At 46.0% G+C, this 12247-nt stretch carries 10 protein-coding genes; 8 read left to right on the forward strand and 2 right to left on the reverse strand.

Annotation, left to right across the window (positions count from 1 at the left end):
• Positions 1-50 precede the first annotated feature (50 nt).
• The 8 genes from gabT to QFZ77_RS17640 all read left to right on the forward strand — a co-directional run bounded on the left by gabT (position 51) and on the right by QFZ77_RS17640 (position 11444).
• On the forward strand, positions 51-1418 hold the full coding sequence (gene gabT / locus QFZ77_RS17605; RefSeq protein WP_307441435.1) for a 4-aminobutyrate--2-oxoglutarate transaminase: 1368 nt from the start codon (positions 51-53) through the stop codon (positions 1416-1418).
• 7 nt (positions 1419-1425) lie between these two features.
• On the forward strand, positions 1426-2850 hold the full coding sequence (locus QFZ77_RS17610) for an aldehyde dehydrogenase family protein (protein ID WP_307441437.1): 1425 nt from the start codon (positions 1426-1428) through the stop codon (positions 2848-2850).
• 258 nt (positions 2851-3108) lie between these two features.
• Positions 3109-3774, forward strand: coding sequence for a hypothetical protein (locus QFZ77_RS17615; RefSeq protein WP_307441439.1), 666 nt, complete (start codon positions 3109-3111; stop codon positions 3772-3774).
• 160 nt (positions 3775-3934) lie between these two features.
• The gene (locus QFZ77_RS17620; RefSeq protein WP_307441441.1) at positions 3935-5017 is read left to right on the forward strand and encodes a Gfo/Idh/MocA family protein; all 1083 of its coding nucleotides are present in this window, start codon (positions 3935-3937) and stop codon (positions 5015-5017) included.
• A 33-nt stretch (positions 5018-5050) separates the two neighbouring features.
• On the forward strand, positions 5051-6136 hold the full coding sequence (locus tag QFZ77_RS17625; RefSeq protein WP_307441444.1) for a Gfo/Idh/MocA family protein: 1086 nt from the start codon (positions 5051-5053) through the stop codon (positions 6134-6136).
• Positions 6137-6280: 144 nt separating this feature from the next.
• Complete coding sequence (locus QFZ77_RS17630) at positions 6281-7063, forward strand: SDR family NAD(P)-dependent oxidoreductase (protein WP_307441446.1); 783 nt, start codon at positions 6281-6283, stop codon at positions 7061-7063.
• Positions 7064-7486: 423 nt separating this feature from the next.
• On the forward strand, positions 7487-9322 hold the full coding sequence (locus tag QFZ77_RS17635; RefSeq protein ID WP_307449596.1) for a right-handed parallel beta-helix repeat-containing protein: 1836 nt from the start codon (positions 7487-7489) through the stop codon (positions 9320-9322).
• Between the two features lie 28 nt (positions 9323-9350).
• Positions 9351-11444 (forward strand): pectate lyase family protein, encoded by a 2094-nt coding sequence (locus tag QFZ77_RS17640; RefSeq protein WP_307441448.1) that lies wholly within the window; start codon positions 9351-9353, stop codon positions 11442-11444.
• A 401-nt stretch (positions 11445-11845) separates the two neighbouring features.
• On the opposite strand, the gene QFZ77_RS17645 is transcribed toward QFZ77_RS17640, so the two are convergent.
• Both QFZ77_RS17645 and QFZ77_RS17650 read right to left on the reverse strand, forming a co-directional pair.
• Positions 11846-11956: a YjcZ family sporulation protein gene (locus QFZ77_RS17645; protein WP_307441450.1), complete on the reverse strand. Its 111-nt coding sequence runs from the start codon at positions 11954-11956 to the stop codon at positions 11846-11848.
• Between the two features lie 150 nt (positions 11957-12106).
• Positions 12107-12217 (reverse strand): YjcZ family sporulation protein, encoded by a 111-nt coding sequence (locus QFZ77_RS17650; protein ID WP_307441451.1) that lies wholly within the window; start codon positions 12215-12217, stop codon positions 12107-12109.
• Positions 12218-12247 lie beyond the last annotated feature (30 nt).

The following is a 12247-nucleotide window of genomic DNA, read 5'->3' on the forward strand; positions in this document are numbered from 1 at the left end:
AGTATATATATATGCTAATTTCAGCGTTGTTAATAAGGAGGATGCTTAACATGAGCACTAATAATCGACAATTTGTATCTATCGCAAGTTCAGTACCAGGAGTTAAATCACTGGAACTGCTTGAGCAAAGAAAAAGATATGTACCTAAAGGGGTTAGCAATAATACGCCTATTTTTGTTGAAAAGGCAGAAGGGGCTTTATTGCACGACGTAGACGGCAATGTGTTTTTGGATTTTGTTGGTGCAATCGGTTCATTAAATGCAGGGCATTGCCCGCCGGAAGTTGTAGAGGCAATTCAAAAACAAGCAGAATTATATCTGCATACTTGCATCCATATTGCGATGTATGAACCTTACGTGCAGCTTGCCAAGAAATTAGATGAAATCACGCCAGGTAACTTCGAGAAAAAGACGATTTTTCTTAACAGTGGCGCGGAAGCCGTAGAAAATGCGGTGAAGATCGCTCGAAAATATACGGGGAAAACAGGTATTGTTTCGTTTACTCGCGGGTTTCATGGACGCACATTACTTGGAATGTCACTGACTAGTAAAGTAAAGCCATATAAATTTAACATGGGACCCTTTGCCCCGGCGACCTATAAAGCTCCGTTCCCGTATCCTTTCAACCGTCCTACATCGATGACGGAAGAAGAATACGCCGATTTTTGCCTGAAACAGTTTGAAGATTTCCTATATACGGAAGTGGCCCCAGAAGAGATTGCCGCAGTTATTATGGAGCCTGTACAAGGGGAAGGCGGTTTTATAGTGCCTCCCATTTCTTTTGTGCAAGGTGTATACAACATCTGTAAGCAGAATGATATTCTTTTTATCGCGGATGAGATTCAGACAGGTTTTGGTCGGACAGGTACGATGTTTGCATCTAGTCAATTCGGTATTGAGCCAGATTTAATGACGTTATCTAAATCGATTGCGGCGGGACTTCCCATTAGCGCAGTGGTCGGCAGAGCAGGAATTATGGATGCACCTGGGCCCGGTGAAATCGGGGGCACCTACGGAGGGAGCCCGTTAGGATGCGTGGCTGCTTTGGCTGTTATTGAAATGATGGAGCGAGACGACCTCCCAGGGAAATCCAAAATCATTGGTGATAAAATCCGCAGTTTCTTTCTAGCATTGCAAGAAGATGTTCTGCACATTGCTGATGTGAGAGGACTTGGAGCGATGTGCGGTATAGAGTTTGTCGACCCGGTGACAGGTAAACCCTCGAAAGAGCTGGTGGCTAGCTGTGTAAAAGCTTGCTATGAAGCGGGCGTCATCGTTCTGAGTGCAGGAATTCACGGGAACGTTCTGCGTTTCCTCACGCCGCTGGTCATTACAGATGAGCAACTTCAAGAGGGATTGGACATTATCGGCGAGGTTCTGAGGAAGTTAGTTCCGGCCAAATTAACGATGGAGGTATGAGGTTCGTATGAAAAAACATTTATTTATCGATGGAAAATGGAAAGAAGCAGCCATCTATACCGATTTATTCTCGCCCTATTCCGGTGAACTTATTGCTCAGGTAGCCCAAGCAGATGAAGAGGATGCAGAAGATGCAATCCAAGCAGCCGAGGCTGCGAGTAGGATAATGAAGAAAATGCCTGCACACGAACGCGCAGCAATTCTGGAGAAAACAGCGCTTCTGATGGAAGAGCGCAAAGAAGAATTAGCCCGTCTGTTGGCGATGGAAGCGGCCAAACCGATTAGAACAGGCAGAACGGAAATTTCTCGAACGATTCATACTTACAAATTTGCAGCAGAAGAAGCTAAACGTATTCACGGTGAGACTGTACCCCTAGATGCAGCACCGGGTGGCGAGGGACGTCTAGCGTTCACCGTGCGTAAACCGCTTGGCGTTGTAGGAGCCATAACCCCATTTAATTTCCCATTCAACCTTGTTGCCCATAAAGTGGGGCCTGCTATAGCAGCCGGCAATACGGTTGTATTGAAACCAGCAGGTCAAACACCGTTAAGCTCGCTTGCATTAGCGGAGATTATGCTAGAAGCCGGCTTACCTGCGGGGGCCCTTAACGTCATCCCAGGTAAAGGATCTGTGATTGGCGAGAAACTGGTACGTGATCGGAGAATTGCGGCTATCACGTTTACAGGCAGTCCTGAAGTGGGCATTGCGATGAGGAATAAAGCAGGGCTTAAACGAGTCACCCTTGAGTTAGGATCTAATTCGGCCGTAATCATCGATAGCAATGTGGATATAACGCAACAGCTAGTGGATCGTTGTGTGCTGGGAGCTTTCTCCTTCAGCGGTCAAGTGTGCATCTCCATTCAACGTATTTATGTTCATGAAAGCAAATACGGAACGTTCGCAGCTAAGTTCCAGACCGCGGTAGAGAAATTGGTCATTGGTGATCCGCTTGAGGAATCTACAGACATGTCTGCATTAATCTCCTGTAAAGAGGTTGACCGCATCGCGAGCTGGGTATCCGATGCAATAACAGGTGGAGCGATTGCTCTGTCCGGAGGCAAAGCATTGTCACCGTGCCTTTTTCCGCCAACGATCTTGACGAATGTGGCTGAAACGGCCTCGGTCTCGTGCCAAGAGGTCTTCGGACCCGTTGTGACACTGACTCCCTTTACCACGTTGGATGAAGCTGTCTCGGCTGTAAATAATTCGCGCTTTGGCCTGCAGGCTGGAATTTATACGAATGATATTGGCGCAGCGCTAAGAGCTGCAGAGGATTTAGAGGTAGGCGGAGTGATGATTAACGATATTCCTACCTTCCGCGTCGACAATATGCCTTATGGAGGGCTCAAAGATAGTGGTGTCGGCCGTGAAGGTGTGAAATATGCGGTGGAAGAAATGACTGAGCTGAAGCTAATCAGTCTGAAGTTGTAATCATATTGAAACTGACGCGAGTTCCGACGGCGTCAGTTTATTTGCGAGCCCGCCCGCTAAGCGCCGAAAAGGCGCTTACAGTTCGTCGCGCCGCGCCAGCCCATCCAAGTGATTAGCCCTATCGTGGGATGGTTGAGAGTATGGGGAGTGATTAGATAGGAATGAGCACCTACTCGATATGTTGTTGACTGCTACTCATGGGCCAAGTTCTCTGCCGCATATACTTTAGTTGACAATAATGCGAAAAGAGGGATAACGATGAGTTTGACCCCAATTGATTTCCATTCCGTCGTCCGAAGCTGTATACCTCAGGAAGCCGAGGTTGTCGTATTGCAGAAGGAGGGGAGCCCAGCGGCTATTATTTATGCGGATGTGGACGGCGATGGTCAGCCTGAAATTACAGCTTTGTATAGATATTTGGACAATCAGTATCTGTTTTCGTTGAAAAACTATTCCGGTAACTGGTTTCCAATCGCTTCTGCTGCAACAGGTAGAATCCAAGCAGTTACGGATTTCGCAGCAGCCCCTGTGTCACGAAGAGAAGGTTGGGACTTGGTTATTGGCTGGAAAAATGAGCGTGAATCCTCCTCCGAGCTCGATATCGTTCAGTGGACACCAACCGGTTTCCAGCGTCTGATTCCTCCGGGAACTTTCTATAACCATCTTGAAATTGAAGATATGCCTGGCCGAGACGGAAGAGATGGACTTTGCGAAATAGCGCTGTGGGTGCATGAACAGGATCAGGCCTACAACGTGGAAACTTATCGATGGGATCCTTACAGACTTGTCCCCATACAAGATGTGTATTCGTATTATTTTCAGAAGGTCACTCGCTACTATGATGATTTAACCCGTGATCATCCGGATGAGCAAGTCTACAGAAGTTATCTGGAGGATGCGCAAAGGAAAGCAGGAGAAAGCTAGTCATTGTAGTAACTTTATAAACCAGGTGGTTAAAACCGTCTGGTTTTTCTTGTCGTAATTTCTTAACCTGATTGTCCTAAAGTTAGACTAAAAATATCGTTATTCCTATGCTACATTTATGACAGATGTCTTAATATCATATAGCGATGAGGTAATCTCGATGAACAAAACATTGAAGATCGGCATTATTGGAGGCGGCGGTATTGCTGGCGCTCATGTAAGAGCTTATCGTGAACTAGCTGACGTAGAGATTGTAGCGGTAGCGGATGCGGTACCAGGCAAAGCGGCACAATTCATTGATTTTTGGCAAATTCCTTCGGCACAAGCCTTTGATGATTATCGGCAGCTGTTGGAATTAGACCTTGATGGGGTAAGCATTTGCACACCTAATGTGGCTCACCATCGGACGACAGTAGATGCTTTACTGGCGGGGAAAAACGTTATGCTGGAAAAGCCGATGTCCGTCACGCTGGAAGAAGCAGTCGAGATGGCGCAAACGGCGAAGAAAACGGGTTTCATGCTCAATGTTGGATTCCAGCCGAGATATGATCCTAATATGAAGATTATTCAGGACGTGGTTCAGTCCGGTCAACTGGGTAAGGTCTATTATGTAGAAACAGGCGGAGGACGCCGCAGAGGCATGCCTGGCGGTACATTTATTAGCAAGGAAATCGCCGGAGCAGGAGCAATGGCTGATATTGGTTGTTACTCACTCGATATGGCTTTGAATGCGATTGGTTATCCGAAACCGCTTACCGTATCCGCTTACAGCAGTAACTATTTTGGAACGAATCCGTTATATCATAAGGAAGCTAGTCGATTCGATGTGGAAGATTTCGGTGTTGCGATGATCCGTTTTGAAGACGATCTCGTGCTGAATTTCAAAATTTCATGGGCGATGCATATGGATACACTAGGACCAACCTTATTCCTTGGTACCGATGGTGGACTCAAAGTAACGCCAGCAGGTAAAGGGCCATGGAGCGGAGTGTTCGACGGAAGTGTGGGTTCCATTGCCTATTTCCACGATGTTCGTGGACATCACACGGAAAGCCAAATTCCGCTGATTGATCATAAGCTAAATTTGTTTAACGAGAAAGTCCGCGATTTCGTAGAGGCTGTCCGGGATGGCAAACCAGCCCCGATTCCTGGTGAACAGATCGTTCGCAATCAAGCCATCATTGATGGCATCATTCGGTCATCGCTTATTAAACGCGAAGTCGCTATCGAACTTCCTAATTAACTCAAAACTAATCACTACTCTGGAGGTATTCACATGTCACGTATTTTTCGTATTGGTATTATTGGTTGTGGAGGCATTGCAAACGGCAAGCATTTGCCAAGTTTGAAAAAGCTTTCGAATGTTGAACTGGTCGCTTTCTGTGACATCGTGCAAGAGCGGGCTGAAACTGCCGCTGAGAAATACGGCTCCAAAGCCGCTAAAGTATATGAGGATTACAAAGAGCTTTTGCTGGATGCTGCTATTGATATCGTTCATGTGTTAACACCGAATGATTCACACGCCGAAATTGCCATTGCTGCGCTTGAAGCTGGCAAGCATGTGATGTGTGAGAAGCCAATGGCTAAGACAGCAGCGGATGCTAAGCGCATGGCTGAAACAGCGAAGCGTACAGGCAAGAAGCTAACTATCGGATACAACAACCGTTTCCGGGCTGATAGTCAGCATTTGAAGCGCGTATGTGAGGAAGGGGAGCTTGGCGAGATTTATTTCGCGAAAGCGCATGCCATTCGTCGTCGCGCAGTTCCAACTTGGGGCGTATTCCTGGATGAAGAGAAGCAAGGCGGAGGACCGCTTATTGATATCGGTACACATGCTTTGGATCTAACACTTTGGATGATGAATAACTACAAGCCGAAAGTGGTGCTGGGAACGTCATACCACGAATTGTCCCAAAAAGAAAATGCCGCCAATGCTTGGGGGCCTTGGGATCCGAGTAAATTCACCGTGGAGGATTCTGCTTTTGGTATGATCGTCATGGAAAACGGGGCTACAATTATGCTGGAATCCAGCTGGGCACTGAATACGCTTGAAGTCGACGAAGCCAAATGCTCATTAAGCGGTACCGAAGGCGGAGCCGATATGAAAGGCGGGCTTCGCATCAATGGTGAGAAACATAGCCGCTTATTTACAACTGAAGTGGATCTGAAAGCAGGCGGTGTTGCTTTCTATGACGGCGCTAAGGAAAGCGATGCGGATCTGGAAATGCGCACATGGATTAAAGCCATTGAAAATGATATAGATCCTGTAGTGACGCCTGAGCAAGCTTATGTCGTTTCACAAATTCTTGAGGCGATTTATGAGTCTGCACGGACAGGGAAAGCCGTTTATTTGAACGAATAGTGCGTCAAATCTATTGGTTTTAACCGGAGGAGCCTAGGCTCCTCTTTTTTAATCCATTGAAATTTGAAAAAATAAGTGGAATAGGAGTATGCTAGAACTATTGAAATATTTAACTTAGGATTGAAGGAAAGGAAGCGTGAAGCGATGCATTTGGGATTGCAGGGTAAGGTAGCCTTGATTACTGGGGGAAGTAAAGGAATTGGATTGGCAACAGCGATTTCCTTATCGAGAGAAGGAGCCAAAGTCGCGATACTCGCACGGAATGAGGAGCAGCTTCAAGAAGCCGCTGTCCATATTGCCAATTTGACAGAGGGTGAGGTGCTAACGATTCAAGCGGATGTGACCTCGGAGGCCGACTGTCAACGCGCTGTGGAACAAACCGTTCAGCGATTTGGAAGTTTACATATTCTAGTGAACAATGCAGGTACGTCTGCTGCTGAGCCATTTGAACAGGTTGGCACGGAGTTATGGCGGCAAGATCTGGAGTTGAAATTATTTGGAGCCATTCATTGCTCCCGTTATGCAATCCCTTACATGCGTCAAGCAGGAGGCGGTTCTATCGTGAATATAACGACTTCCGCAGCCAAAACACCACCCGCGTCTTCACTGCCGACTTCGGTCAGCCGTGCCGCAGGTCTTGCATTAACGAATGCGATGAGCAAAGACCTGGCATCTGCCCAGATTCGTGTGAACACAGTCTGCATTGGGAAAATTCGCAGCAGCCAGATTGAGAGAGGTTGGAAGCGTGAGGCGCCAGAAAAGACTTGGGAGGAGTATGCATCGGATCCAAAGCATGACATTCCGCTCGGCCGGATTGGGAATGCGGAGGAAGCGGCTAATGTGATCACCTTCTTATCCTCGGATGCAGCTTCCTATGTTACAGGCACTTCCGTCAATATTGATGGCGGAAAAGGTGCAGCACTGTAAGAGATCTTGACGGTTAAGCCCTTTATTTCATGATGAAACTCATGGATAGAGGGCTTTTATATATATTAATCCAAAAACAGATATAGTGATTATCATCTGAGTTAAGGATTATTGACTGCTGAGAAACCCTTATTCTACTGCAAACAGCAAATAAATGTAAAAATGATTATTGCTGAACGTTGGAAACTGAAGATATATTTTGTTTGTTAGACAGACAGATGATGGTTCCTTGGCAATGCCGAGAGAAATCCAATTGAGGGAGTTGGTCGTATTATTCGTTGGGAATATGTTCATCTCGTTATCAGATAGGAAATGGATAAGGTTATGACAATTAAAGGAGGAATGTAATTAATGAAAAAACTAAAACCTGGAAATACCCTTGCTGCGATTGTTACTTCATCTCTAATTGCTGGTATGATGCTCATGCCATCCGTTCTCGCAGCCAATTTATTCAGTGACAATTTCGATGACGGGAACGCGAGTGGCTGGACAACGCAAAATGGGACATGGTCCGTCGTACAGGACGGCGGCTCTTATGTGTATAAGCAAACCGGTTCAAGTGAAGGACGCGCATCAGCCGGTAATACGTCTTGGACGGATTATGCGGTAGAGGCAAACGTGAAAGTAGATAATTGGAACGGCACAAATCGTGTCTATGTAGCGGGCCGTTATCAAGACGGCAATAATTTCTATGCGGCTTCTTTGTACAACAGCAATGGAGGTAAGCTTGAGATTCGTAAAAAAGTAAGCGGTTCCACAACAACATTGGCGACATTGGATTATCCTCTCACGACCGGAACGTGGTACACGGTTAAGCTTGAGTTAGTCGGTTCAACAATTCGTATGTACGTGAATGGTGTTTTGCAGCTCACGAAAGATGATTCAGATCCAGCTTCGGGACCTGTTATAACTTCGGGAGCTGTTGGCTTGGTAGCCTATAAAAGTTCGGCTAGCTTCGATCAAGTCGTCGTTACCGATGGTGCTGGTTCAACGGCCACTCCATTACCGACAACGTCGCCTAGTCCGTCCCCATCGGCTTCACCATCGCCGTCACCGTCACCTAGTCCGTCTCCAACTGCTAGTGAAGTCTATGTAGCTCCGAATGGGACGGATAGCAATGCAGGTACGCTGGCTAGTCCAACAACGCTGACATCTGCTTTATCAAAAGTTGCTCCTGGGGGAGTTATTTATTTGCGCGGTGGAACGTACAGCTTCGGTAGTCAAATTACGATAGATCGTACAAATAACGGTACAGCAAGTGCTGTTAAACAAATCGTCCCTTATGCTGCAGAGAAGCCTATTCTTGATTTCAGTTCACAGAGCTACAATACAGCAGATGTATCACTCAATGCTAGAGGGCTCCAAATAAACGGCAGCTTTTGGACAGTCAAAGGGCTGGAAATCAAAGGGGCAGCGGATAATGGCGTTTATGTATCAGGGAATAATAATCGTTTGGAAAACCTGGATGTACACCATAACAGGGATACAGGAGTGCAGCTTGGCAGGTACGCATCCACAGCTGCTGATAACGAGTGGCCTGTTAACAACTTAGTATTAAATACATACTCCCATGACAACTTTGATCCGGATAACGGTGAAGACGCTGACGGTTTCGCAGCCAAGCTGACGGTTGGTCCTGGAAATGTCTTTGATGGTTGTATAGCGGCCTACAATACAGACGATGGATGGGATTTGTACACAAAAACAGAGACGGGTCCGATCGGAGCCGTTACGATTAAGAACAGTGTAGCGCATCATAACGGCCAGACTTCTTCGGGAAGCACAACGAGTAACAGTGATGGAAATGGCTATAAATTAGGCGGGGAAAAAATCGCCGTAAACCATATCGTTTCGAACTCCGTTGCTTACTTGAACAAAAAACACGGCTTTACGTATAACAGCAATCCAGGCTCCATTACAATGACAAACAACACATCCTACAGCAACGGGGCAGGCAATTTCACTTTTGATCTCGGAACTCACATGTTCAGTAATAACTTGTCTTACAAAGGAGCATCGAGCGATAAATCAAGCGGTACTGATGTACAAAGTTCGAATGTATGGTGGAAAAATAATCAAAGCACCAACGCCAAAGGTCTACTGGCCAGCGATGCTGATTTTGTTAGCTTAACACCTACATTAACGCGTAGTGCGGATGGTTCTCCGAACTTGGGCAGCTTTTTGAAGCTTGCTTCTGGCAGTGATTTGATTGGAGCAGGAACGCCAACAGGAACGAATATAGGCCGGAACGAACCTTAAGACAGAAAAAGGGAGTTGAATTTTGAGAATGAATGCCAATTTAAAAATGAAAAAGTTCGATAAATCGATTGTATGGGTCCTCTGCGCAACGATTCTTTTATCCTTGGTCATTGCATTTCCAGCCAATGCGGCAAACCTATTAAGCAGTAATTTTGACGATGGTACTGCTTCTGGATGGACACCAACAAGCGGAACGTGGTCTGTCGTTCAAGACGCGGGTAACAACGTATACAGCCAATCGAGTACAAGTGAGGGAAGGACCTCCGCGGGTAGTCAATCGTGGACGGACTATAGCGTTGAAGCCAAGGTAAAGGTTGAAAATTTCAATGGCTCTAACAGAGCTTATGTAGCCGGCCGATATCAAGACGGAAATAATTTCTATGCAGCATCTTTGTACAATAGCAATGGGGGCAAGCTTGAGATTCGTAAAAAAGTAGGCGGTTCTACAACGACGTTGACGACCATGGATTATCCACTTGCGACTGGGACATGGTACACCGTCAAGCTGGACTTATCCGGTAAAATGATTCGTATGTATGTGAATGGCACCCTGCAGCTATCTTTTGAGGATACTAGTGATACCAGTTTAACTTCCGGAGCAGTAGGACTTGTTGCTTTCAAAACCGTAACGAAGTTCGATCAAGTCCTTGTGACAGACAGTGCTGGTGGAGCAACGCCAAGTTCAACTCCGATTCCGACTCCACCATCTCCAACGCCAACAACTACACCAAGCCCAACGCCAACAGCAACACCGAGCCCAACACCGGCTCCAACCCCAGTGCCAAGTACCTTAAGCACGTATAATTTGGCCGGGTTTGCTGAGGGCAATACGGGTGGCGGTAACATACCGGAAACAGATCCTCGTTACAAAAAGGTTTTCAATGCCACAGATCTTGCTGTTGCTTTGAAAAAAGGATCCGGTTTCAAAGTCATAGAAATTATGAATGATCTGAATTTGGGCTGGAATGAAATTCCGATAGCTGCACAAGTCATGCCTTTCGTCGCTAACAACCCTGCATTGACTCATCCTGTGCTGCTGACGACAGGGATAAGTAAAATTTACATCGATGGCTTTAATGGGTTGACCATCTTCTCAGCTAATGGAGCAAAAATCAAACACGCTGCACTAGACGTGAAGTTCAGTTCCAATCTGATCATTCGCAACCTGGAATTTGATGAATTATGGGAATGGGATGAATCAACGAAAGGGAATTATGACAAAAATGATTGGGATTATCTAACGATCGAAGGAGCTAGCACCAAGGTTTGGGTAGATCACTGTACGTTCCATAAAGCCTATGACGGCGTACTTGATGTGAAAAAGGGAAGTAACGGCGTAACGGTCTCTTGGTCATCATTCTTACCAGACGACCAGAGCTCTACTAGCTGGGTAACCCAACAAATAAACGCGATGGAAGCCAATTTGTCAGCCTATCCGATGTACGCTTATCTGAGGAGCAGCAGCATTGGTTTAAGTAAGGCTGATGTCATCGCTATAGCTGCCGGCCAAAAGAAGGGACATTTGGTTGGATCAACAGAATTTGCTACCGACAATGCCGATCTAGAGGTAACTCTGCACCATAATTACTACAAAGATATGCAAGACCGCATGCCTCGTTTACGTGGAGGAAATGCGCATGTGTATAACGTTGTGATGGATAATGCGTCAGCATGGGCCGCGAAGGATAAAATAACTTCGGCGATGGAAACCGCATTAGCAGGGAAAGGATACCATTTCGGTGTGACGAGCAATGGTGCGATTTCAACTGAGAACGGTGCTGTACTGGTTGAAAATTCGCAAATTATTGATGTCGCTTACCCTTTACGCAACAATCAAACAGATCCTGCGAACGCAACCTACACGGGCAAAATTCGCGCGGTAAATACGCAATATACACTTGAAGGTTCTTCGTATACAGGTGACAGTGAAACGGCTGGCAGTCCGCTGGCGCCGGTACCGGCACCAGTCAAAGCGTTCTCATGGAACGGTTTCAGTACGCTGCCCTACAACTATACACCAGATCCTGTATCTACCTTAAAGACAAGGCTTACCGCTGCAGATGGTGCGGGAGCCGCGAAGCTGAACTGGTCCAAAGTAAATTGGTTGTCTACGAGCTACTAATTCCTTACTAACAGTAAAAAGGCTGCATCTCTAGAAGGAATTCTTCAGAGGAGCAGCCTTTTTCCAATCAACCTCGATAAACGCTGGCGTCCTGCTGGACGTCATAGGCGTTTATTCGGATGTATTTTTTTCCGTAGGGATACGAGTCATGTTACGCTCTTCGCTTTTTTCGTAGATACCAGACCAACATGGAGATAGCGTCTCGGATCGAAGCGGTTTGGTGAAAATTGAGTGTCGTTGTCATAAGCAAGAAACCTCCCTAACCCTGAAAGAATGTCATGCATAAACAGTATTACGTAAGAAAAGTGGAAAAGGTTTTATTTTTTTTTATGTAAATGATCACAGCAAGAGATCCACAGCGTGTGCTGTGGATCTGAATTTATTTTACAGAATACGTCGTATTACAATGCAAAAGTCATTGTAATAATAACCAATAAAATAAAGAGAACCAATACTGCTGCTGAACTAGACCCGCCGTAGCCTGCTGTTGCTGCTCCTGCTGCATATCCCATATTCAGTCACTCCTTTCATCGTAATTTGTGGGCTCCTCAATAGCCAAGAAATCAATAAGGACAAGTGGAGAGATTGGGGGGGAGAATGGGTTGAATGGTATCCAAATTACTTCCTACGAATGTTGCATTCTTTTAAAGGCTTGTTACGAATTACAATACAAATGCGCTAGTAATAATAACCAAAAGAATGAAGAGAACCAAGACTACACCTGTACTTGTACCCAGACCACCGCCATAACAACCTCCTGCAGCATAACCCATTCCAATTCGCTCCCTTCTGCATTAAGATAG

Origin of the sequence: Paenibacillus sp. V4I3 (genome assembly GCF_030817215.1) — a bacterium.
Classification (GTDB): domain Bacteria; phylum Bacillota; class Bacilli; order Paenibacillales; family NBRC-103111; genus Paenibacillus_E.

What these genes read in the sequence shown, in the direction of transcription:
- QFZ77_RS17625 (WP_307441444.1), top strand. Translation starts at nt 5,051, where the DNA reads ATGTCACGTATTTTTCGTATTGGTATTATTGGTTGTGGAGGCATTGCA.
- QFZ77_RS17615 (WP_307441439.1), top strand. Translation starts at nt 3,109, where the DNA reads ATGAGTTTGACCCCAATTGATTTCCATTCCGTCGTCCGAAGCTGTATA.
- QFZ77_RS17640 (WP_307441448.1), top strand. Translation starts at nt 9,351, where the DNA reads ATGAATGCCAATTTAAAAATGAAAAAGTTCGATAAATCGATTGTATGG.
- QFZ77_RS17650 (WP_307441451.1), bottom strand. Translation starts at nt 12,217, where the DNA reads ATGGGTTATGCTGCAGGAGGTTGTTATGGCGGTGGTCTGGGTACAAGT.
- QFZ77_RS17630 (WP_307441446.1), top strand. Translation starts at nt 6,281, where the DNA reads ATGCATTTGGGATTGCAGGGTAAGGTAGCCTTGATTACTGGGGGAAGT.
- QFZ77_RS17610 (WP_307441437.1), top strand. Translation starts at nt 1,426, where the DNA reads ATGAAAAAACATTTATTTATCGATGGAAAATGGAAAGAAGCAGCCATC.
- gabT (WP_307441435.1), top strand. Translation starts at nt 51, where the DNA reads ATGAGCACTAATAATCGACAATTTGTATCTATCGCAAGTTCAGTACCA.
- QFZ77_RS17620 (WP_307441441.1), top strand. Translation starts at nt 3,935, where the DNA reads ATGAACAAAACATTGAAGATCGGCATTATTGGAGGCGGCGGTATTGCT.
- QFZ77_RS17635 (WP_307449596.1), top strand. Translation starts at nt 7,487, where the DNA reads ATGCCATCCGTTCTCGCAGCCAATTTATTCAGTGACAATTTCGATGAC.
- QFZ77_RS17645 (WP_307441450.1), bottom strand. Translation starts at nt 11,956, where the DNA reads ATGGGATATGCAGCAGGAGCAGCAACAGCAGGCTACGGCGGGTCTAGT.